29 protein-coding genes and 3 pseudogenes are annotated in these 21,796 nt (G+C 35.0%); 3 read left to right on the forward strand and 29 right to left on the reverse strand.

Annotated elements, in window-relative coordinates; translation table 11 throughout:
* Nucleotide 1: 1 nt before the first annotated feature.
* The 10 genes and pseudogenes from IGJ32_RS11400 to IGJ32_RS11445 all read right to left on the reverse strand — a co-directional run.
* Nucleotides 2-754 carry a glycosyltransferase family 32 protein gene (locus IGJ32_RS11400; RefSeq protein WP_325829307.1) on the reverse strand — a complete coding sequence of 251 codons (753 nt, stop codon included), beginning with the start codon at nucleotides 752-754 and terminating at the stop codon, nucleotides 2-4.
* 27 nt (nucleotides 755-781) lie between these two features.
* Nucleotides 782-1,273 carry a PssE/Cps14G family polysaccharide biosynthesis glycosyltransferase gene (pssE, locus tag IGJ32_RS11405; RefSeq protein WP_002311296.1) on the reverse strand — a complete coding sequence of 164 codons (492 nt, stop codon included), beginning with the start codon at nucleotides 1,271-1,273 and terminating at the stop codon, nucleotides 782-784.
* Nucleotides 1,273-1,722, reverse strand: coding sequence for a PssD/Cps14F family polysaccharide biosynthesis glycosyltransferase (pssD, locus tag IGJ32_RS11410; protein WP_002311295.1), 450 nt, complete (start codon nucleotides 1,720-1,722; stop codon nucleotides 1,273-1,275). Before pssD ends, pssE begins: the two co-directional genes overlap by 1 nt.
* Before the next feature lie 13 nt (nucleotides 1,723-1,735).
* The gene (locus IGJ32_RS11415; RefSeq protein WP_002311294.1) at nucleotides 1,736-2,425 is read right to left on the reverse strand and encodes a sugar transferase; all 690 of its coding nucleotides are present in this window, start codon (nucleotides 2,423-2,425) and stop codon (nucleotides 1,736-1,738) included.
* Nucleotides 2,426-2,488: 63 nt separating this feature from the next.
* Nucleotides 2,489-3,253, reverse strand: a complete 765-nt coding sequence (locus IGJ32_RS11420; RefSeq protein WP_081125789.1) for a tyrosine-protein phosphatase — start codon at nucleotides 3,251-3,253, stop codon at nucleotides 2,489-2,491.
* Nucleotides 3,254-3,280: 27 nt separating this feature from the next.
* Nucleotides 3,281-3,979: a CpsD/CapB family tyrosine-protein kinase gene (locus IGJ32_RS11425; protein ID WP_081125790.1), complete on the reverse strand. Its 699-nt coding sequence runs from the start codon at nucleotides 3,977-3,979 to the stop codon at nucleotides 3,281-3,283.
* Nucleotides 3,980-3,990: 11 nt separating this feature from the next.
* Nucleotides 3,991-4,770, reverse strand: coding sequence for a YveK family protein (locus tag IGJ32_RS11430; protein ID WP_010728225.1), 780 nt, complete (start codon nucleotides 4,768-4,770; stop codon nucleotides 3,991-3,993).
* Between the two features lie 15 nt (nucleotides 4,771-4,785).
* On the reverse strand, nucleotides 4,786-5,730 hold the full coding sequence (locus IGJ32_RS11435; protein ID WP_010718242.1) for an LCP family protein: 945 nt from the start codon (nucleotides 5,728-5,730) through the stop codon (nucleotides 4,786-4,788).
* Nucleotides 5,731-5,775: 45 nt separating this feature from the next.
* Nucleotides 5,776-6,555: a hypothetical protein gene (locus tag IGJ32_RS11440; protein WP_113803781.1), complete on the reverse strand. Its 780-nt coding sequence runs from the start codon at nucleotides 6,553-6,555 to the stop codon at nucleotides 5,776-5,778.
* A 398-nt stretch (nucleotides 6,556-6,953) separates the two neighbouring features.
* Nucleotides 6,954-7,463, reverse strand: a pseudogene (locus tag IGJ32_RS11445) (transposase); the annotation flags it as partial.
* Nucleotide 7,464: 1 nt separating this feature from the next.
* Between IGJ32_RS11445 and IGJ32_RS11450 the strand changes: the two are divergent.
* A pseudogene (locus IGJ32_RS11450) lies at nucleotides 7,465-7,707 on the forward strand (AAA family ATPase); the annotation flags it as partial.
* A gap of 158 nt (nucleotides 7,708-7,865) precedes the next feature.
* On the opposite strand, the gene IGJ32_RS11455 reads toward IGJ32_RS11450, so the two are convergent.
* The 7 genes from IGJ32_RS11455 to IGJ32_RS11485 form a co-directional block, all read right to left on the reverse strand.
* Nucleotides 7,866-8,045: a hypothetical protein gene (locus tag IGJ32_RS11455; RefSeq protein ID WP_081123834.1), complete on the reverse strand. Its 180-nt coding sequence runs from the start codon at nucleotides 8,043-8,045 to the stop codon at nucleotides 7,866-7,868.
* A 15-nt stretch (nucleotides 8,046-8,060) separates the two neighbouring features.
* Nucleotides 8,061-8,261: a hypothetical protein gene (locus IGJ32_RS11460; protein ID WP_081123833.1), complete on the reverse strand. Its 201-nt coding sequence runs from the start codon at nucleotides 8,259-8,261 to the stop codon at nucleotides 8,061-8,063.
* Between the two features lie 164 nt (nucleotides 8,262-8,425).
* Nucleotides 8,426-9,133 (reverse strand): hypothetical protein, encoded by a 708-nt coding sequence (locus IGJ32_RS11465; RefSeq protein WP_128479194.1) that lies wholly within the window; start codon nucleotides 9,131-9,133, stop codon nucleotides 8,426-8,428.
* A complete protein-coding gene (locus tag IGJ32_RS11470) occupies nucleotides 9,126-9,563 on the reverse strand; it encodes a hypothetical protein (protein ID WP_081123822.1) in 438 nt (145 codons plus the stop codon). Before IGJ32_RS11470 ends, IGJ32_RS11465 begins: the two co-directional genes overlap by 8 nt.
* A gap of 14 nt (nucleotides 9,564-9,577) precedes the next feature.
* Nucleotides 9,578-9,829, reverse strand: a complete 252-nt coding sequence (locus IGJ32_RS11475) for a hypothetical protein (RefSeq protein ID WP_002321890.1) — start codon at nucleotides 9,827-9,829, stop codon at nucleotides 9,578-9,580.
* A complete protein-coding gene (locus IGJ32_RS11480) occupies nucleotides 9,829-10,035 on the reverse strand; it encodes a hypothetical protein (protein ID WP_002296239.1) in 207 nt (68 codons plus the stop codon). Before IGJ32_RS11480 ends, IGJ32_RS11475 begins: the two co-directional genes overlap by 1 nt.
* A gap of 447 nt (nucleotides 10,036-10,482) precedes the next feature.
* Nucleotides 10,483-10,743, reverse strand: a complete 261-nt coding sequence (locus tag IGJ32_RS11485) for a hypothetical protein (protein ID WP_010727923.1) — start codon at nucleotides 10,741-10,743, stop codon at nucleotides 10,483-10,485.
* A gap of 153 nt (nucleotides 10,744-10,896) precedes the next feature.
* Here IGJ32_RS11485 and IGJ32_RS11490 point away from each other — a divergent pair, with 153 nt between their 5' ends.
* Nucleotides 10,897-11,019, forward strand: a complete 123-nt coding sequence (locus IGJ32_RS11490; protein WP_002295624.1) for a putative holin-like toxin — start codon at nucleotides 10,897-10,899, stop codon at nucleotides 11,017-11,019.
* A 158-nt stretch (nucleotides 11,020-11,177) separates the two neighbouring features.
* On the opposite strand, the gene IGJ32_RS11495 is transcribed toward IGJ32_RS11490, so the two are convergent.
* From IGJ32_RS11495 to IGJ32_RS11540, 10 genes and pseudogenes are all read right to left on the reverse strand, one after another.
* Nucleotides 11,178-11,435, reverse strand: coding sequence for a hypothetical protein (locus IGJ32_RS11495; RefSeq protein WP_010733286.1), 258 nt, complete (start codon nucleotides 11,433-11,435; stop codon nucleotides 11,178-11,180).
* A gap of 21 nt (nucleotides 11,436-11,456) precedes the next feature.
* Nucleotides 11,457-11,942, reverse strand: coding sequence for a single-stranded DNA-binding protein (ssb, locus tag IGJ32_RS11500; protein WP_272016980.1), 486 nt, complete (start codon nucleotides 11,940-11,942; stop codon nucleotides 11,457-11,459).
* A gap of 2 nt (nucleotides 11,943-11,944) precedes the next feature.
* Nucleotides 11,945-12,844, reverse strand: a complete 900-nt coding sequence (locus IGJ32_RS11505; RefSeq protein ID WP_373169233.1) for a nucleotidyl transferase AbiEii/AbiGii toxin family protein — start codon at nucleotides 12,842-12,844, stop codon at nucleotides 11,945-11,947.
* 12 nt (nucleotides 12,845-12,856) lie between these two features.
* Nucleotides 12,857-13,453, reverse strand: a complete 597-nt coding sequence (locus IGJ32_RS11510) for a type IV toxin-antitoxin system AbiEi family antitoxin domain-containing protein (protein WP_081123836.1) — start codon at nucleotides 13,451-13,453, stop codon at nucleotides 12,857-12,859.
* An 80-nt stretch (nucleotides 13,454-13,533) separates the two neighbouring features.
* Complete coding sequence (locus IGJ32_RS11515) at nucleotides 13,534-13,683, reverse strand: hypothetical protein (RefSeq protein ID WP_164907398.1); 150 nt, start codon at nucleotides 13,681-13,683, stop codon at nucleotides 13,534-13,536.
* A 15-nt stretch (nucleotides 13,684-13,698) separates the two neighbouring features.
* Nucleotides 13,699-14,889, reverse strand: a pseudogene (locus IGJ32_RS11520) (DNA topoisomerase); the annotation flags it as partial.
* Nucleotides 14,890-14,942: 53 nt separating this feature from the next.
* Entirely contained in the window at nucleotides 14,943-15,623 is a 681-nt protein-coding gene (locus IGJ32_RS11525; RefSeq protein ID WP_179188982.1) for an IS6-like element IS1216 family transposase, read from the reverse strand.
* Nucleotides 15,624-15,749: 126 nt separating this feature from the next.
* A complete protein-coding gene (locus tag IGJ32_RS11530) occupies nucleotides 15,750-16,229 on the reverse strand; it encodes a PTS sugar transporter subunit IIA (protein WP_081123771.1) in 480 nt (159 codons plus the stop codon).
* 12 nt (nucleotides 16,230-16,241) lie between these two features.
* Nucleotides 16,242-17,744, reverse strand: coding sequence for a PTS transporter subunit EIIC (locus IGJ32_RS11535; protein ID WP_081123772.1), 1,503 nt, complete (start codon nucleotides 17,742-17,744; stop codon nucleotides 16,242-16,244).
* 12 nt (nucleotides 17,745-17,756) lie between these two features.
* Nucleotides 17,757-18,446 carry an N-acetylmannosamine-6-phosphate 2-epimerase gene (locus tag IGJ32_RS11540; protein WP_081123773.1) on the reverse strand — a complete coding sequence of 230 codons (690 nt, stop codon included), beginning with the start codon at nucleotides 18,444-18,446 and terminating at the stop codon, nucleotides 17,757-17,759.
* Nucleotides 18,447-18,609: 163 nt separating this feature from the next.
* Here IGJ32_RS11540 and IGJ32_RS11545 point away from each other — a divergent pair, with 163 nt between their 5' ends.
* Nucleotides 18,610-19,428 carry a MurR/RpiR family transcriptional regulator gene (locus IGJ32_RS11545; RefSeq protein ID WP_081125614.1) on the forward strand — a complete coding sequence of 273 codons (819 nt, stop codon included), beginning with the start codon at nucleotides 18,610-18,612 and terminating at the stop codon, nucleotides 19,426-19,428.
* Nucleotides 19,429-19,468: 40 nt separating this feature from the next.
* On the opposite strand, the gene IGJ32_RS11550 is transcribed toward IGJ32_RS11545, so the two are convergent.
* Both IGJ32_RS11550 and IGJ32_RS11555 read right to left on the reverse strand, forming a co-directional pair.
* The gene (locus IGJ32_RS11550) at nucleotides 19,469-19,708 is read right to left on the reverse strand and encodes a hypothetical protein (protein WP_081123775.1); all 240 of its coding nucleotides are present in this window, start codon (nucleotides 19,706-19,708) and stop codon (nucleotides 19,469-19,471) included.
* A gap of 1,028 nt (nucleotides 19,709-20,736) precedes the next feature.
* Nucleotides 20,737-21,789 (reverse strand): FUSC family protein, encoded by a 1,053-nt coding sequence (locus IGJ32_RS11555; protein ID WP_053765601.1) that lies wholly within the window; start codon nucleotides 21,787-21,789, stop codon nucleotides 20,737-20,739.
* Nucleotides 21,790-21,796 lie beyond the last annotated feature (7 nt).

Genomic DNA, 21,796 nt, shown 5'->3' on the forward strand with positions numbered 1-21,796 from the left:
CTCAAAATCCCTTTAATATCTTTTTTATTTTTTCATAACTTCCAATACCAAAAGAACTATCAATTCTTTTTCTTATTTTAATCTTTATAGGAATAGTTTTTTTTCTAATATTTTTAATGATATTTCCACCTTGATACCACGATGCAGAATAATGGTGTATAGAAATAGTATTACATGTAAGATTTGTAATACCTTTTTCAATGTCATAGGGACAAAAGTATTCTGTTGAAAAAATTATCGTATCCTTGATAATTTGTATATTATCATCATTAGATAGCCCGTGTTTCTTTAAAATATTAGTCGTTATTTCCACACAAGTTGTAAGATTCATTCTACCCTTATAAAAAAAATGATTATGTTCATAATATTTCATGTTTTCATATAAGAAATTGTTGCCTTTGACAGCACCAAAACCTAATCCAGTAGCGACTCTACCCGGTAACTCCATCCCCAAATAACAAGAATGATGTAAAAGATCATCTAATGGTCTAATCAATTCTACATCTGTATCTAAATATATGCCACCATTATTATAAATAATATCCAATCGAGCGTAATCAGAAACAAAAGCATATTTTTTTGCTTTGTAAGCCTCAGCCATATAATCAATTTTGAATACATCATAATTTTCTTCATTCCACTCAATAATCTCATAATCAGGACAAAACAACTTCCATGATTCTATACATTTTTTTACTTCGTTTGGAAGTGGATTTTTTCCAAACCAGCAATAATGAATCTTCTTAGGTATCATACTTTAAAATTCCTCCTTCTCTAAAAATTATTTGATATCCAAACTATTTACAATGCTTTCTAGTTTTTCACAAAACTTTAAATTATTACTATTTACCTTAATTTCTATATCATTTTTAGAATTATTTAATAAATTTAAAAGTTCATTAATCTCTTTAAGTACATAAATATCATAGCCTTTTTTTTTAACTGCTTCAGCAAACTCTAATTGATGATCATTTACATGTTCACTAAACCGTTTTTGTCTAGGAACAACTATAGGTTTTTTCCCCTTTTTTAAAACATTCATAAATGTAGAGGGGCCACCATGAGTGATTACTAAACGAGCTCTATCAATATATTCTTCCATCTGTTCATAAGATAAAAATTGTTGGAAATCACAAGTTTTAGGTATATAGTTGCAAAATCCAGTTTGCATGAAGATTTCTTCTGAAATCAATCTGCTTTCTTTTAATCTATCAATTTCTTTTATTAGACGATCAAATTGCTGTTCATGTGTTCCCACAGTCACAAATATCATTAAAATATACCTCCGAGATTAATTGCTTTTGGATACACTTTTTTCATCTCATCCCACTGTACAATAAATTTATCTGTCACAGGATATACTAATTTTCCAGTCAGGGTTGGCGCATCAATTCTATCAAAAACCTCAATGTAAATAGTTTTTGCTCCGATTAATTTACCTAAATAGAAAAACGGAACTGCTACAGCTGCACCGGAAGATATGATTAAATCTGGTTTTTCTTTTAATAGTATTCTAATAGCGAGAAAAGAATTACGGATTAAGTTTATTATATTACGATTTGTTGGATAATAGCATGGAAAAAATCGTTCATCTTTCAACATACTTCTCGAATCCTCTTTATCAAATGTTACCCAAAATCTTTCTTCTTTTTCCCAGAAATTTTTTAATAAATATAGATGAGTCAAATGTCCTCCACTTGAACCTACTAAACAAATTTTCAATAACTTACACTCCTTAATATGCCCCATTTGGTTTTATAACGATCCAAATTGTCTTGATAATTAGTTTAAAATCATTCAATAGGCTTTGATTAGTTATATATTCTAAATCTAAATCAACCATTGCATGAAAACTAACATCATTTCTACCACTAACTTGCCACAAACCTGAACATCCAGGTTTTACATACAAGCGTTGAAGATCATATCTCGTGTACTCAGCTACTTCCCTTTCCAAAGGTGGACGTGGGCCAATTAGACTCATATCTCCTTTTAAAACATTCCATAGCTGTGGCAATTCATCAATACTTTTAGCACGGATAATTTTACCTATTTGGGTAACACGTGGATCTTCTTTCATCTTGAACATTGCGCCTTCTATTTCATTTTGATCAAGTAACTCTTCCAATTTTTCTTCAGCATCTAAACACATAGAACGGAATTTATGCATTTTGAATGTTTTTCCATTTTTACCAACACGTGTATGGCTAAAAAATATTGGACTTCCTGGCTCTTCTTTTCTGATTCGATAAGCTACATAAAACATCAAAGGAGAAGCTAAAATCAAACCAATAATGCTTCCTATAATATCAATCATTCTTTTAAAAAATAAATAGATACATCGTTTTTCTACTTTTTCTTTATCCAACCAAACTTGATTAGGATGTACTTCACTAATACGAGATAATAAATCTTCACTTTCCATACTTTCAGTCCCTTTCACTATCTTCACTCTCTCCTCATTTCCTTTTTATCTACGAATAAAGAACTAAAATAAACCAAACTTCTTCTTTTTTACCTCTTCATAGATTGGATAACTGATTTCATCCCCGTTGATCAGATCCTTTGCGACTTGTTTCATCTGTACTACTTTTTCCTTACTAAAGTCCTTGGCAATCTGCTCATAGCACTCTTTTAAGTAAAAGGTGCGCTTAGAGACCCCATGGGCATCAGAAGCAGCCATCTGCACAAGATTATGTTTGACCATCGTTTTGGCTGTTTTCTGGATATCTTTGCCAAATACACCAACATAACTTGGCGCAGTAAGTTGGGCCAAACATCCCATATCTAGGAATGGAAGCAAATGATTCGGGTCTTTACGAAAATGCGCGTTACGTTCTGGATGGACGATCACTGGTGTCTTTCCTAGTTCTAACAACTCGAAAAAAAGCCGTTCTGCATATAACGGCACTTCCAGTGTCGGAAATTCGATCAGAAGATATGTATCATCTAAATCTGTAAATAAAATTTCATCTCGGTGGATGTCTTCGATGAGCGTTCCGGTAATACGTACTTCTTGTCCTTCCAATAACGTCAAAGGCAACTGTCTTTTCTCTAATTCGGCTTGTAACGAAGCGACTAGAGAAATGACTTGTGATTTTTCATTGCTGTATTTTCCATTATTGTGGTGTGGTGTGCATAAAATATGCGTAATGCCTTGCTGAATCGCTTTTTCAGCCATTGCAATACTTGCTTCTAAGTTTTCTGCCCCGTCATCGATTCCTGGTAGGATATGGCAATGTAGATCGATCATTTCTCTTGTCTCCTCTCTTCTTAGTCCTTAATTTCCGTAGTAATAACCAGCATCTTTGCTATGTTCTGCTCCGTTGTATACAACACCTAAAACTCGTGCTTGTACCATCTCCAGCAGTTCTTTTGCTTTAGTCAAGGATTCTTTACGTGACATATTTTCACGTACGACCAATAAAGTGCCATCCGTTTTTGAAGACATGATCTGTGCATCTGTTACGGCTACTACTGGTGGCATATCGAATATCACCACGTCAAATAACTGTCTTGCTTCGGATAGGATCTGATCCATTCTTGGCGAGCTTAACAATTCTGATGGGTTGGGTGGCTTAGGTCCACTAGGCAAAATCGACAAGTTCTCGACTGGCGTTCGTTGGATCACATCTGCTACACTTCCTGATGAACTAAGTGCTGTACTTAATCCACTGGCATTGTTCAGCTGGAATGTCTTATAGACGACGGGTTTACGTAAATCTGCATCGACTAGTAGAACTCGTTGACCTGATTTAGCAAAAACGACTGCAATGTTTGCTGCAGTGGTGGATTTTCCTTCTCCAGGACCTGATGAAGTCACGACAATCGTTTTGATTTGCTGACCAGCTGCGGAGGCAAACTGGATATTCGTCCGGATCGTACGATATTGTTCGGCGATTGGTGAAGATGGGTTTGTTAATGTGATCAAACTGACTGCATGAGTTTGTGCTGCTTTTTGTTTCTGTGTTCGTGCCATTTTTCTTCCTCCTAGACTCTTGAGCGGCTTCTGCGTGATGGGGCTGTTTTACCATTTGTAGCTTTTGGTCGTGCAGGAGCTGATCCTTTTTTACGGATACCAGCGTTCAATTCTTTCGCTGACATTTCTGGTACTGTTCCTAAGATTGGAAATCCTAATGTATCCGTCACATATTTTTCATCTTTCACTGTCCGATCGAGTAATTCGAATAAGAATGCCAGACCTACGCCTACCATCATTCCTAATACTAAACCAATCACTAAATTCAATTTATTATTTGGCGAAACAGGTGTCGTATTGGCAACTGCACCTGAAATAATCGAGATTTTATCGACATTCATCACGTCTTTTGCGTTCTCTTGGAAAACTTGTGAAGTTGTGTTAGCGATCTGTTGAGCAGTCACTGCATTCGTGCTTATTGCCTGGATCGAGAACATTTGTGAATTTTGTGACTGATTGACTGAGATGGCCTCTTTGATTTGTTCAGCAGTCATTTTCACATTGTCTTCTGTTTCTAAACGATCTTTGACTTCATTTAGCACTAAATCACTGACGATCATATCTTTATACGTATTGATCATTTGCAGGTTCGTATTGACATCATTGACATTTGCTGTGTCTGATTGTGGCAGTGTCACGATCAATTGTGCTTGTGAACTGTATTTTGGTGTCAAGATGAAAAATGTTACGATTCCTGAGATGGCCAAGCCAGCAAACATTGAGATGATGATTGTTACCAAGTGTTTGCGTAATGTTTCAAAAATTTCTTTCAAGCTGATTGTCTCTTCCATTTTTTCTCCACTTTCCTATTTATTCTCTAGATTCATTTGATCTTTTAATTCTTTTTTCACACGATCAAGTTCTTGATCGCTGACTTTTTGATAGGAGATATTATCTTGCATGAAGCCTTCTCCTTGCAGTTGATCTTGCTTGATCGTACCAAATGCCTCCCGATAATCTAAAGCGATTTTTTTCATTTCATCAAAGCTCATGTCTGTTTTCATATTCGACTCTAGAGCATTCAAAACGGATTGATAGTTGCTGACACCATTTAGACTCAATACTTTTTTTGCTACGCCTTCTACGATCTTTCTTTGGCGCCCTTGTCTACCGTAATCACCATTTGGATCTTCATAACGCATACGAGAATAAGATAATGCCTGATCCCCGTTCAATGTAATTTTACCGATTGGAAAGTCATAGCCATCTTGTGAGAAAGTGAGGTCATTATTGACTTCGATACCACCAACTGCATCAACGAGTTCCTTTAGCCCTTTCATATTGATAGAGACATAGTGATCGATTGGGATGTCTACATATTTTTGTACGGTATCCATCGCCATGGCAGCTCCGCCGAATGCGTAAGCGTGGTTGATCTTGTCTTTTGTGTCACGACCTACGATGTCGACATACGTATCTCGAGGAATGCTGACGATCGTTGTCTGTTTGTCTTCAGGACTGACTGTGGCAACCATCATCGTATCTGATCTTCCTTGATCGACCCGACCTAAATCTCCAGTATCAATCCCCATCAATAGAACAGAGAAAGATTCTTGTTTGTCCAGATCAACTGGTTTCGTTCGTTCTCCTTGGGTTCGTTCCACTGATTCGTAAGTTTTCTCAATAGAATGTGAGAGATCCAGATATAATTTTGCTCCTACTCCTACAATTGCTAATACTAATACGATAAGAACTGCTAAAATAATCAGAAATATTTTTTTCCCTCTTGATTTTCTTCTTCGTCTTGCCATAGTTTCCTCCGTTTGCTAACCTTGCTTGAATCAACGCTTTAACTGTCAATAGCTTATATTGCTATAGCCCATTTGCTGAGCAACAGTTTGTGCTTTTGTTGCGTATGCTACGCTTATTTTTTCATTCCGGATCTGCTCTATTTGACTGAGCGCCGTCAAATATTGATCGTAAGTAGCGGTGGCAGTCACTTGACCATCCTTTAACATCGTATCGAATAACTGATCTAGTTGCGTGACTTGCGCGATCTGGGTATCAGCGAATCCTAGATATTGCATAACAACCGTTTTCCAAGGACTATCTTTAAAAAAGCTCATATTTTCACGTACACGAGCGACATCTGCACTTGTCACCTTTTCTTTGATGACGACATCGTCTACAGCTTGCTGCCAGTTTGATACATTTTTAGTAAATAAATCGTTGACAGCTGTCTGGATCTTCAGTTTTGATTCTGCACTATCTAACTGTGTCACGATTGCTTTCTTCTCATCTTGGATTGCAACAGCTTCTTTAGGCAATTCTGATTCTTTGATGTCGTAATCATCTGCTGAAAGTTTGACAGAGGATAGCTTATTTGACAAACTTGTGATTGTTTCTTCTGTTATTTCAGGGTTTAGAAAATTTTTTTCTTTTGTACTATACAGCTTGTCTACTTCTTTTGATAAAGAAGTCAAGGTGTCTTTTTGATTGGTGATGGCAGATTCTGCATAATTGATCCGTTGCTGATGTTGCCGCTGATTATTGATATGGTATCCAAACAAACAGATCGCAATAGCACCTGCACCTACCACCACAGTAGTCAATGACTTGATGAATGGCTTTTCCATAGATTCACTCCTAAGTATGGATGATAGATAAATTAAGATATAATTCACTTACATAAAAATGACAGCTCTTTACAAAAAAACATAATTAGACTAATATATTCACAGAAATATTTGTAAACAAGTTTCCCCTACATAATCATATCATAAATTGTTTTCTTGACTAGGGTAATTCACAATTCAAAAGTAAATAAAACATAAATTAAGATAATAATTAATCGTTTTTATTTTCATAGGTATTTTTAAAAGTTACACAAAAAACAAAATAACGTAAAATAGTATTAATTTAATAATATTTGTAATAAATCTAAGTCGAAGCCGGCTCTTTGTCAAATGATGTTGGTAAAGAGAAATCTTAGAATAATTGAGACAGAAAGAAAAAAGTATTCTTTCTGTTCTTTTTATTTGGTTAAAATGGTTTTACCGTGTCGAATCATGATCCGTCGTTTGAAATTATAAAAATTTCGAAACCCATAAGCATTGCGTTTTAATACTTTAATATGGTTGTTTAAACATTCTAGTGGTCCATTTGAATAACTGTAGCGGAGGGCATTTGGGATCTGTGGCAGAAACTTTTTAAATGTTCGCAAAGTTGTCGCATAAGTTTCAGGTAACTGGCTGACTTCTCTGGATAAACAGTCCTCAAATAGAGAATGATCTCTTTTCTTTACTGCATAAAGAACATCTTGGTATAACTGATAGCCTTGTCGTAGATTGGGACAAGTAGCTAACAATCGGTCGACAATCTCACTTTCAGTTAAGTAATCTCTGAAACTGGCACGCCAAACCCGTTTTTCATCGTTCAACTTTGCTTCTTCTTTTTGTAGGAGTTTCCAATAACGTTTCATTTTTTTACCAAGCCCACGTTGGTATTGAGAAGTACTTTTAAGTCGTGCATTGGTTTCCTTCACTAGTAAGGATGAAACACATCATATTTTGGAATACAAATGGTCAGACTTAGAAATTGATATTAAGTTAGAAGATTTTTCTGATTATGAGGCTATCACAACTATCATTAAAATTACAAAAGGAAATTTTAGGCTTATTCATCGTTTATTTGCACAGATTGATCGTATTTTAAGAATCAATCAAATGGATAAGATTACTGTAGAAGTTGTCGAAGCAGCAAGAGATAGTTTAGTGGTAGGTATATAAAAAGCTACCAAAAAATTGGTAGCTTTTGTCATTTATTACTAAAAATTTTTGCCATTTAAATAGAAAAGTGACAATTCTGTTTTTGTGAACTACTCGCCACTTATTTCCCTCCTTGCTAAAAGTGATATCACTTATATAAATCAAATTAAAAAGTGACGTCACTTTTTTAGTGCTGGTACATCAAATCCTGCTTTTTCTTGCGCGATCAGTAGATCTAACGCAATACACATAATCTTAGATTCACTTTTCCCGTACTTCTGCTTTAGTTGCTGCAATTCTTTTTGTCTCTTTTCATCCAATGTAACGGGTAACCGTTTATTCCCTACTGCAATTGGCATTGGTACCCTCTCCTTTCATCGAAATAATCTTATGAAGAATACGGCTGCAATCAACTTGAATATTAGACTCAAAAGGGTTAACACAAAGCGCCAAAAGATCAAACAAAATACCAGTATTCCTAAGAATACTACGAAGTTTAAATGTAGAGCTGCCCCATGACGCATAAGTATCTCGCCAACAAACAGTACGAACAATAGAGGAATGATTTTATTCATATGGATCTCCTTCTTTCTCTTAGGTTATCGGGCTTTGCCCGCTTATTTCGCACCACCTAAGCGGCGGGGGCGGTTGGAGCGATTGGTGCGAAATAAGAACCATTCCCTTAATTTCAAGGTTTTTTGGTCTTATTTCACACATCCTCACTTTTCGGTATAAATGGTTATTGACCTTTTTTCCTTTCAAATCGTTGATATGGCATTCGTTTATGGTCAAGTTCATTTTGGATTTCTTCTGTATCGTCGTAAGTGTAGGTGTCTAAAAAATCAGTTAAAGTCGTGTACCAGTCGTCGCCTGGGTTATCTACTTCTTCTACATATTCCCTCAAAAATGCTTCGGGTACAGCGAGTTCATAATCCATTCCCATTAACACGATAGATTCCGTCCCACACGTCAAAAATCTAGTAAATACAAGGTAATAATCGTCTACCGTCGCATCTTTGCTGTTTAGCTCTTCCATTTCTTCTTCCATTAATTCCATGCTCTCAAAAATTGAATAATATTCTGATTCTGAGTAATAGTGTTTCCTGCAAATCGTGTAGCTGACAAAGTTTTCGACCAGTTCACTCCTTTCTAGGTAAACATTCATGATATATTTTTCTGTTTCTAGTCGTAGAAGCTCCGCTCCTTTTTTTAATGTGTCAGGACGACGTTTATACATGTCTAAACGATTATGGCTGACTGTAACCTTCGTTTGACTCGTTTCACTTTCCAAATACAATTGTTCTTCCACTCTTTGAATAAAGTACTTCATTTCTTCCATACAACTAAAGTCTTTTTGAATCCGTCTGATTACTTCATTCAAATGTTCTTTGTTTGTTAAAAAGTGTGACACATCTTCCATTGTTAGTTGATAAATCACCTTATTCATTTTCGTTGTCCTCCTTTTTCATGGTGTAATAGGCGCCATACTTATTGATATTTTCAAAATAATCTAACCATTCACTTGAAACAGTCTTAGCTTTTTTCGTTTCGATAAATTTCGCATACGTTAGTTCTAAAGCTTGGTATTCAGAAGGTTTGATTGTGCTTGGTTTGACGCCTACTTCCAAGCATAGTAAGGCTTGGAAAAACCATTTTGCATTTTGCTTTTTCAGTTCTTCCAGTGTTCGATAGTACGTCGCAATGAGATTCATTTCGACACCTGATTCAATTATTTCTTCCACAGCTACCGACAATCTTTCCTTATAATGTTTTTTTGGAACACGTGTCTCATTGTATAGGAATGTCATATCCTCCATTTTTTGTGCCATTTTATCCAAAGGTAATTTGACAAATTCGTCATAGTAATTTTGAGCCATATTTTTTCTCCTTTTTAGTTCTCTAATTCGGTTAACCAATATTCGTTTTCATAAGTTTCCAAGTTTTCTTGATAATGCAGTTCATATCCTGCAATCTTCACTAGGTCTTCAAATAGCATAGTCGGTGCATCCTCTACTAAAGGGGTTTCTATCGTCCAGTACCGCGGAATAAGTAAAGCTTCTGCTACTTTTTCAGAAATGACTTCTTTGTCCACCAAAATTTGAACGACTTCTTTTACAGTCAATAATTTGTGCTGTGTTTTCATCAGCGTTTCTTTCCTTTCTCATCAATCAAAATATAATCGCCATAAGACAAGGTATATTTTTTCCCGCATGTTGGACATTGATACAAACGATAGCTTTTGATACATTTCGCTCTTTCTCCACAATCGCATTCGACAGTATGTGGTGCATGATAGTTTGGGAATAATTCGCTGAAGGGAACACCCCAATAATCAAATTTCTTTCGCATGTTAGATTCTGCCTCCTCTTAGGAAAGGTTTTACTTCCTTTCGTTAGTTCTTTCTTTATTGATTTGTTGGCCAGAATGAATCACCAAAAAGCGACAAGGACAAGGGCGCGCAGCGTGCCATTTACCCTTGTCCTTGTCGCTTTTTGGTGATAAAAGGCAACTTGTTGCCGGTCTGGCAAATCAATAAAGAGATAGCGAACAGGAACGAACCTGTTGGTGAGAGGAAGTTTTTTCTATTTTGTCTTGCTTTGCAAGACCCCTTATCTTAGTGAACGTGCAACGTTCACTTCCTTTCTTCTCGAACGGCGGTGGCGGTTGGAGTGAGAGAGAGGTTTTTCAATTGAGAAGGCGCTTGCACCTTCCTAAAAAGGCCTTTTCATTTTTCTTGTTTCTATGTAAAACAAAAAGAGCTGCAATCCTCATTTAGGACTGCAGCTCTTCTTTTATTTATATGCCCATTAATCTCGTAAAATGATCAGGGTTTCTAATTTGCATTGATTCAATGACTAGTTGATTTCGTTTATTGAAGTGACCTGTCACTGAAATAGTATACTTGCCTTCTTCCAAAATCAGCAATTTATCCGCTATTTCTATATTGGCCACCACACAATTAATCGGTTCATGATTTGTACGTAATGTAAATCGCACAAGCAACGGCTGTGTCTTGATTACCCGAATTTTATCCAGTAAACCAGTATAATGTTCCATCGCGATCACCTCGCTAAAATTATAGCAAAAACAGCTAAAATTGAGAATTTTTAATCGATTTTAGATATGCTATAATGATCAAGACAGTAAAGTTTGAAGACGGTGGCGACTTCTGAAAGGTGGTGGTGCTTATGAACGTAAGTGCTAAAATCTATGAAAGGAGTAAGCCTTTTGTCCGCATATGAGACAATTCAAACCATTCTTGGTTTTGGTATGTTTACCATTGCTTTGATTAGTTTGATTGTAAATATGCTTAAAAATGACAAAAAGAAATAACCGTCTACTTTAGCAGGTCAGCGGTTATTTCCAAATAACTAATATTCTGCCACCGTTCTTTAATCGGTGCTGTTAATGAGGGGTTGTTCGCGCAACTCCTCTTTTTCATGTTCATTATAGCAATATTTCGCAAGAAGTTCAACGATTTCCCGTTAACCCTACATATAAAGCGGTAGAATAGCCGTAAGTATAACAGCTGTCGCTGCTATTGTGACTTTAGTCAATCGCCAAAAGGAATTATCCTTGCCTGCTCTTTTTAAAAGATAAGAACAGACAAGATACACGAATACAAGAAATAGTGATCCTTTTGCAATTCTATTTACCAAAGGATTTTCAGTGACACCCAAAGAAATCCCGTCTATAAATGCAATAACGGGTATCAATAGATCCATCGTCAGACTAATGTTTTTTGCCATACTTACTCCTTCTTTCTCGAACTAAAACGGTAGATCATCATCGCTAATATCGATTGATTGTCCACCAAATGGATTCTGTGAAGCGTTCAATCCATTGTTGTTAGGCGTCGCTGTATCCCGTTGTTCAAAAGTGGTGGTGCTTGGACTGGTGGACGATTGATCAGCGTGCGCACGGCTTTCTGTCGCTGCTTTGTTTTCTAATAGTTGGAAATTATCGGCCACAACTTCTGTCACATACACACGTTGTCCTTGTTGGTTATCGTAGGTTCGGGTTTGAATCCGTCCGACAACGCCGATCAAACTGCCTTTTTTAGCTAATGTCGCCATCGTTTCTGCTGGTTTGCGCCAAATCACACAGTTAATAAAATCAGCTTCTCGATTGCCGTTTTGATTCGTGAAATTGCGGTTAACAGCTAGGGTAAAAGTCGCTACTGCTGTGCCACTTGCAGTATAACGTAAATCGGGATCTTTGGTTAAGCGTCCTACTAATGTCACATTATTAATCATCTTTATCTCTCCATTTCTCTATTTATCTGTTGGTGTCTTTGATAAGCTAGTTTTCGCTCTTTTTCTTCGACGTGAATCACTTTTTCCATCAAATTACTAATCGAATCCATTGTCTCATCGTACGTGATCGACGCAGCATAAGGATTGCTTTTTTGATATTTCTTCCAAGTATCTTTTAGCTCGTGACTATTTTTCAGTACATCCATATCCTTTTCATAGTAAATCTTTAACGGATCAGTTTTTCCTCGACGTGTAAATGTATTTCTCACACTATCTTTCAAGGTCTTCTCATCGATCTTCTCCATTTTAGGAATAGTATAGAGATCATAAAAATCTTTTCCTCTTGAATTATCTGTTAAAAAATCAAAGGTTGCACTTAATTTTTCAGCAATAATTTGTTCTGTAGGATAGGATTCCAAAGGAATCGTTCGATCCTCAAACATCAATTTATGACTGTGAGTGATTGTTGCAGGATAGATCGAGTCACCTGTAGTCACATCTACCTTAAAATCTGGCCGCATGTTTTCCAAATGTGCCAGCACACGTAAGCTAAATCCTGGATAGTAATCGGCTTCTCTCGTTTCTTTCATTCCTTGAATCTCAAATTGAATGCCTTCTTTCGTCGGCGTTGAAAAAATATCGTTTAGAACCGTTGTTAATGTTTCTTTGGTTACTTTCATTTCCCGTAAAGTCGTATCAATGTCTTTGGTTGTGCGATTTTCAATGCCATACTTTGAGCCAATTAAGAAGCCGCCTTTTAACACAAAATTTTCACGATAAGGAAACTCTGAGATTTTTTCCAAGAACTTTTCCATCATAAAATGTCTTAAAACAAGCTGCGGATCAACTTCTTTTTCTCTGGAAATATTCTTCACTTTTGCTTTTAACTGCGTAGGTGTCATGTATCTTCTCCTTTAATTTAAAGCCATAATATAAGAACGCATCGTTTTGTCTGTTGGCAAAATTCGTCGATACTCATTCAATTTTCTAAGATTTTTTCTGTCCAACTCCATGTAGTTTTTGATTGCTTTTACTTTGATCTCATCCTCAACGGTATACCAGGGATTCCAAATGTCACACAAAGTTCTTTCTGGATCATAAGCTATAATAGGATTCCCATAGCGACTTTTTATTTCAATCTTACCTAATTCATACCATTCCGCTTTTGTATAGTGTAGCTCAACTGCGAATTCCTTCAATCCTTTTTCAGAAACGTGATAACCGTAAGGTACAGTCAGATCGATCTGTCTAGGGATCATATCTGTCAAATCATACAAATCTAAAGCGGTAATATGTGAAATAATGCCGCGTTCATATTTTTTTTGCGCCATAAACAATTCATCAGGAAATTGACCAGGTAAGGTGAAAAAACCTGGATACTCACGATCCAGCTCTCCACGATCTACCATACGTTTGATCGTTACAGGAGAAATGCCCGCTTTTTTGGCATCCTTCAAAGCCAAAGTTCCATTAAATTCTTCTAGCAGCTTGTACACCATTGCTTTTGTCATTTTCTTCCTCCTTTGTATACGTATAAACTTATAAATATAGTATAACATAAGTCTATACGTATACAATAGCCAGGAAGATTTTATCGATCTAATTCAATTTCTTTTTGAATCCGTTGCTGGTTCTTTAATTGCTGCAGTCTTCTTTTGTCGGCACGTAATTTTTCTTGTTCTGAACGAATTTTGGCTTTTTGATTTTCGATTTCTTGTTGTTTGTGTGTTGTATCTCGCATAAGATAACCCCTCCATTATTTTGTAGTGCGTCGTATTCTTTTCTTAAAGTTCGTTTTTTTCTTTTCAGAAAATTCAAAGCCCGTTGTGAAGTCTTCTTTTAAAACAATCGTTGCTTCAAACGAACCCTTCTGACCTTTTAACCCTTTCACTGGCTGGCTTGTTCGGCCATTTTGAATGATTTCCTTCAGCTGTGTCGCTGTTAGTTTCTTTTTGGCAATCGTTGTCCATAATTTAAAATCACAAGCTTCAGACGTACATGCGGCCACCTTATGATAGAGTAAAACTTCTTGTTCCTGGCATTTTGGACAAATCCCTAAATGACGCGCGGCTTCTTGCTTTTCACTTGCTGCTTTCACCTCTTGTAACGTCAATCCAAAATCAGTGGATTGGATTTGTCCTGGTACGACTTCCAACAAGTGAGAGACAAATTTTTGGATATTTGTTAGAAAAGTGGTGTGTGTTCCTTTTCGTTCACCGATCTTTAACAAGTAGCTTTCCCATTTGGCGGTCATTTCGGCACTTGTGAGCAGCGGCTCTTTTTCCACGGCTTGGTAAAGCAAAATCCCTTTATTCGTCACTACGAGCTTATTTTTCTCTACCTTGATATATTCCTTTTGTTTCAAAGTTTCAATAATATTCGCCCGTGTCGCTTCTGTACCGATTCCTTCTACTTCTTTCAATATGGATTGCGCTTCTTCACTATCCACGGTTTTCCCAGCTGTTTTCATCGCAGTGATCAACGTACCTTCGGTATAGGGTTGTGGTGGCTTGGTTTCTTTTTCAAGGACTTGTAGATCTACCGTCACCGTTTCTCCTTTTATCACTTTAGGAAGTAGCGGTTCTTCTTCCTTCTCTTTTCCGTCGCTCTCTTTGCCAAATAACTTCTTCCAACCTAGATCTATCGGTACTTTTCCGATTGCCTTTAACTGAAGCTGCTGAACTTGCGTCAAGATTGTTGTTTCTTCATAGGTATATTTTTCCGCAAACATCGCCACCGTTGTTTTTAACACTTGTTCATAAATAGCCTGCTGCAGTGGACTTAGTTGTTCAAAAGCCGCTGCTGTCATAACCGTTTTTGTAGGAATGATCGCGTAATGTTCCTGGACTTTCTTGTTGTTCACATACCGACTATTCGGTGTATGAATAGGAGTAGGAATCGCTTCGGCCTTTAAAAAATGCTTGTATTCATCTAAATGATCCAACAGGTTCTGTTGCAAAGTTTTAAATAAAGAATAAAATCCCTTACGGTATCTATGATTTAAGCTGGGATTCCCAATAATACCTTGATTTCAGTACAGACCGAAAACCCGAAGAGAGTGCCTTCTTTTCGGGTTTTCTTATATAATCCTCGGATGGCTTCCATGCCTTTAATCGTGGTAGAGGCAGTGCGTAAACTTCGATAGAATTTATTGCGTCTCTTTACTGGACGAAGGTCTTGTTCAATCAAATTATTCAGGTATTTAATGGTACGATGTTCTGTCCCTTGATAAAAGCCGTATTCTTTTAGTTTCTTAAAGGCACTTGTAATAGAGGGGGCTTTATCTGTGACTACAACCTTCGGTTCATCAAACTGCTTCACTAACCGCTTAAGAAAAGCATAGGCTGCTTGTGTGTCCCGTTTTTTACGTAACCAAATATCCAAGGTTAAACCATCTGCATCGATGGCTAGATACAAATAATGCCATTTTCCTTTAATTTTGATGTACGTTTCATCCATTTTCCATGAATAAAAGGATTTTTTATTTTTCTTTTTCCAAATTTGATAGAGTAGTTTGCCATATTCTTGCACCCAACGATAAATCGTCGTATGAGAAACGTTAATGCCACGATCATATAAGATTTCTTGAACTTCACGATAGCTAAGGTTATAACGAAGATAGTAGCCCACGGCTACAATAATCACATCCTGCTGAAATTGCTTTCCTTTAAAATGACTCATCGTCATTCCTCCTGCTATCTTTTTCTATTATTCTACCTTATCTGATAGTAGATTTAAAACTTTGCAACAGAACCCTCAACCTTATTTTATCTAAACTCTTACTAGCCAAATTTGACAGACAGCTTTTTATATACGCGTGATTTTTCCACATAGATTTCCATTATCTATTCGACCATTATCTATTATTAAATCACTAAACTGATTTTTCTCCGGAAAAACAACTATAACAGAAGTGTCTCTTCCAGATTTTATTATTTTTTCAAAATCTACATCAACTAGTAAAGTTTCAGAAGTAACTACATCATTTTCTTTCACACAAATTGAAAAAGGCTCTCCTTGTAATTCGACTGTATCAATTCCAATATGGATCAAATAATCAATTCCTGAGTTACTTTTTATATTAATAGCATGTTTAGTAGGAAATATATTTGTTACGCGACCAGCTAACGGAGCATAAATTTTTGTATTATCAGGTATGATAGCAAACCCATCACCCAATAATTTTTGTGAAAAAACAGGATCATTTACTTCTGTGATGGAAATGATTTTTCCAGAACAAGGTGCATAAAATTCTTCTTGTTTTTTCTTTTTGAAAATCTCAAACATATAAAATACCTCCTACTTATCTTTTCCTAATATTTGATTGATTTCTTGACTTAATAAGTCAGCTTTCCCTCCAAAAACAGCTTGTATACCGCCCTTTACTTCGAAGACAGCAGTCGCACCAATGGCTTTTATTGTTTGTTTTTGAACAATTTTCCCGTTCGTAACAGCAACACGTAAACGAGTTGCACAAGCTTCAACAGACTCAATATTATCTTTCCCACCAAGGGCATCAATAATTGTAAGAGATTCTTCACGTAATGATGTATTTTTATTTACTGCTTTTTTAGGATGAACTTCCGATTCTTCTTCCATTCCAGGAATAGCCACCTTGAATTTTTTGATGAAAAATGTAAAAACAAAGAAATATATAAGCGCCCATGCAATACCAAAAGGAATAAGTTTTAACCAATTAGTTTTGTCGTTCCCCTGAAGTACACCAAATAATAAAAAGTCGATCAAACCGCCTGAAAAAGAATTCCCTACACGAATATTTAAGATATCCGCAAAATAAAAAGATAGCCCATCTAAGAATGCATGAATCACATAAAGCCAAGGAGCTACAAATAAGAACATATACTCTACAGGTTCAGTAATTCCTGTTAAAAAAGAAGTAAGAGCACCACTAAAATAAAGTCCACCATTTTTCTTACGATTATTTTTGGGAATCGCACGATACATTGCATAGCAAGCTGCCGGTAATCCAAACATCATTGTTGCGAATCTTCCTGCAAAAAAGCGAGTACCATAAGTAAATAAGCCTGTATGATTTGGATCAGCTAATTGTGCAAAGAAAATATTTTGTGCCCCCGCAATTGTTGCACCAGCAACATTTTCTGTGCCCCCCAAAGAAGTGTACCAAAACAAAGGATAAATTGTGTGATGTAGCCCGACAGCTCCAGTTAACCGAAGTAAGAATCCATAAAGGAAAGTACCTATGCTACCCATCTGTGCAATTTGTTCTCCAGCAACCACTAAACCATTTTGAATTGGTGGCCAAATTAAATAGAAAAAAGATCCAATAACAATTGCAGCTAAACTAGATACAATAGGGATAAATCTTGAACCTCCAAAGAACCCTAAAAATTGCGGAAGTTCTATTTTTCTATATCGGTTGTGTAAGAATGCAACCGTTCCCCCCACAACAATTGACCCAACAACTCCTGTATCAAGTGTTGCCCCTTTTGCTGAAAATAGTTCAAGAAATCCACTAATTGTTGCAGTATAGACTAAATAAGCTACACCTCCAGCTAACCCAGCTGTTCCTTTGTCTCCATTTGCAAGTCCCACTGCAATTCCGATTGCGAAAATTAAAGCTAGATTTGCAAAAACTGCATTTCCAGCATAGCTCATGATGCTTAAAATAGTATGCAACCAAGTTTGATCTAAAATTGGATAAGCATTTATAGCGCTCTCATTTGTCAACGCTCCTCCAAGACCTAATAGTAGCCCGGCCACTGGTAATATAGCGATCGGTAACATAAATGCACGACCTAATTGTGAGAATTTTTTAAACATTTCCTTTTCCCCCTAACTTAATGCTTTAATAAATCTTGAAGTAATTTCTTGTGGTCGGGTAATAGCCCCACCCACAACAATACCTGCAACTCCTAATTCTTTTATTTCTTTTGCTTGCTCTGGAGTATGAATTCTACCTTCAGCTATTACACAAATATTAGCTTCAACTAATTGTTTAATAAGTTCAAAATTTGGTCCATATAGCTTTTTACTTTCTTCGGTATAACCACTTAAAGTAGTTCCAACAAAATCCACCCCCGCTTCATAAGCATTTTTACCTTCTTCGAAGTTAGATATATCTGCCATCAATAACTGATGAGGATATTTTTCTTTTATTTTTTTTATAAAATCATTGATAGATAGACCATCATGTCTTTTTCTTAATGTGCAATCGAGAGCAATCACTTCTACACCAGTAGCAACCAACTCGTCCACTTCTCGCATAGTTGCTGTAATAAAAGGAGCTTCTGGTGGATAATCTCTTTTTATAATTCCAATCATTGGTAATTCAACTTGTTTTTTGATTGCTAAAATATCACGAACAGAATTTGCACGTATACCAACAGCTCCTGCTCTTTGTGCGGCTAGAGCGAAATAAGGCATAAGACTCTTTTCTTCTTTATAAAATATTTCACCAGGTAATGCCTGACAAGAAACGATTAAACCATCTGAGATCGCTTCTAAAAACTCTTGTTTATTCATTATCCTAAACACTCCATTTTTATTATATTTTTGGATAATACCTCCAAAAAACAATATAGCATCCGCTTTCAAAAATGTAAAGTTAAAAAAGGATAAATCCGGAGTTTTTTTAAAGAAAAATGGAGTATAATGGAGAAAACATTTTAACTGCAAAGGAGTTTGTATGAATTATATCTATTTAATCAGAGAGCACTACCCCTTACTAACGAGATCTGAAAAAAAAGTCGCAGATTTTATTTTGAATTCTGGTAAAACTATTATTTATAGTACAATGAATGATATTAAGAAAAATACTAAAGTAGGTGATGCAACGATTATTCGTTTTTGTCAAAAAATTGGTTTTTCTGGATTTTCTGATTTGAAAATTGAAATTGCAAAAGAAGATTTTAGTCATCAAAAAGAACAACCTAGTAGTAAGAAATATTATGATGAAATTGCTAATACTTTAATAGATGCTTTACATTTAACTATTCGTTTGTTAGATGAAAATAAACTGGATAATGCAGTTCAAATGATTAAACAAGCAAAGAATTTATATTTATTTGGAGTAGGCTCCAGTGGAAATACAAGTCTCGATCTAGAAAGTATGTTTTTACGAGTAGGTGTGCAAGCAAAAGCAGTATTAGATCCACACTTTCAAGCTCAAGTTGCTTCCTTATTAACAGATCAGGATCTAGTAATTATTTTCTCTTTATCTGGAAAAACGAAAGATACCTACGATTCATTGAAAATTGCAAAAAAAAATGATTCAAAAATAATTGCAATAACCAATTATATCCATTCACCAATTGGTCAATCTGCTGATTTGGTTTTACAAACAGCAATTGAAGAATTTTTAAATGGTGGTTCTTTAGCTGGAAAAATTTCACAACTTTATATTTGTGATTTATTAGTGCAAAGATATGAACAAAAATATAATATTGATTCTGTTGAATTGAGAGAAAAAGTTTTACGCTCCATTATTGATAAAAGAATTGAATAAGCCTAAGATCTATACCAGTAAAATATAAAAAGAACATCTTTTAATGGATGTTCTTTTTATATTTAATATCATAATTTTTTTGTTTATATGATTTTTCTATAATAGATAAAAATAACTCTGTTTCCGCTTTTTCTCTTGCCTTTTTTGCATCTTCTAGACTCTTATACAAACTCAAATTATATTTTTTCCCAGCTAAATTAATATATGCAACCCATTTATTATTTAAATGGCAAACACCTTTTATTCCACTTTGATTATTTTTTGAACGTTTTGCTATCAAAGACTCTACAAAGGTTCCATCGATTTTTACTCTAGAATCTTGCTTTTTTAAACAACTACAACTTTTTGTATGTCCACAGATTAAATTTCCATATTGAACGAGACACCATTGACCACAATCACATTTACAAATCCACTTACTACGAGAGATACTATATTAATGATATGATACTATGTTTTTCCATATTAGAGAATATAAGAGTTACAACCGAAAAATCAACAATCAACAAATTTAAACAATGAAACAAGTTAGATTGTCAATTATTTTATATCTATTTTAGAACTATACTGAGTGAACAATAAAATAATTTAACTAAGCCATACACTATATATTACAAATAAAGGAGTATAAAATGAAAAAAAATTATTCTATTCTCATACACATGTTGTCACAACTTTCTAATTTATTTTCTAAAAAATATCTATTTGTCTATGTCAGTCTTATTTTTTCTATTTGTATAAATTACATTTGTTCGTTGATAAGCATAATCTCAAGCATTTATATTACTCTTATATTTCCTATAAAATCTGAATCGCTAACAATTATCACAATAATAATTATTAGTTGTATTTTATCCATAATTGCTCACGCTATCAGGCTCACTTTAGTACATTTAAGTAAAATAAATATTATTTCAGTCTATAAGATACTTGATATTTCGAAAGACTTTTTTACTCATGTATTGCTGTTTTTCACATTACTTCTACAATTTACTGATATGTTATCTTTTGATGGCACAAGCCTTTTAACACAGTTAGAAGAAAATCATGGTTACTTGAATGTGTGGCTATAGGTATAACTGCTCTTTCACTTCAAATTATTTATTTTCTTAAATATCAATTAAATAATATGGAGAACGAAAAACAGCCCTATTCATTAGAATAAGACTGTTTCTGGATCAAGCAATCGCGATTGAAAAATAAATTATATAAAAAGATAATAATGTAAATTTATTTTCTATCCTTATTTTTATTAGAATAATTATTATACTTACTATATGATATGAGCAAGCTCTTTTATCAATTAGCCTATTTCACAATGTTTTTTTGCTTTAACAACATTTTTACAAACCAAATTCCCAAAATAGCTAAGCTTACACCTAACAAGTTATAAGTAAACCGCATTGCTAATGTTTGAGGAATTCCATACATCTGACTAGCTATCGTCAACGCACCAATACAATTAAAAACCGTTTTATAACGGTAACTAGAACAAAATCCTAAACAAATACCACCTAATAAACTAAGTATCTCAATTGGTAAATACATACTTAATAGAATAAAAGAAAATATACCAATAATTGTGCCTAGCAAACGGTCGGTTGCACGTGTTTTCAAATCAATTATTGAAAATCCATAGCTCGCAAATAAAGAGGAAAAGGCAAACCCAACCCACATGAATCGTTCAAAAGATAGATACTGACTAACAGACAATAATAAGCTAATGAAAAATACATAGGAAAACAACCAAATTTTCAATGAAACACTCTTTTCTTTTAAAGCCTTGAACATTGTCTTTTTTTTGTGCTTATTGCGATGATTGTGATAAATTATCCACCAAAATATAAGAAAAAAGAGACCAAAGAAAAGAAGACGATCATTCAATAATTTTTTCGTTATTTGGTCTGTTATTGTCGAATAAACAACAAATATATAAGAAAATCCATATAATGACGGATTTCCCATTTTGGAATCACTTAAAGTAGCAATTAGTATTCCTCCTAGTAAAAGGAAGTGCGACAATACTTGCAAAGTAAAATTTGGTAATAAATGGACAAATGGTGCGACAAACAATGCACCAAAGACAACACTCAATCCTAAAATTGATTGAGCGTATTTATACCCAAAGTCAACGAATCTTAGACTAAGCATCATACAGAAAAAGACAATAGCATATGGCTTATTGGATTCACCAAAAAACTTCGTAGACAAAACAATCACACAGATAGCAAAACCAACAATCAAAAATGAACGTAGAACTAGGGATAAAATATATTTTCTACGATCATACTTGGATTTTGTACTTTTTATTTTTTGCTTAAGTATTAAAGGATCTAATTGTAGTAATTGATAAAAAGTCATTTTCTCT

This window comes from Enterococcus sp. DIV1639a, assembly GCF_050530445.1.
Taxonomy (GTDB): domain Bacteria; phylum Bacillota; class Bacilli; order Lactobacillales; family Enterococcaceae; genus Enterococcus_B; species Enterococcus_B hirae.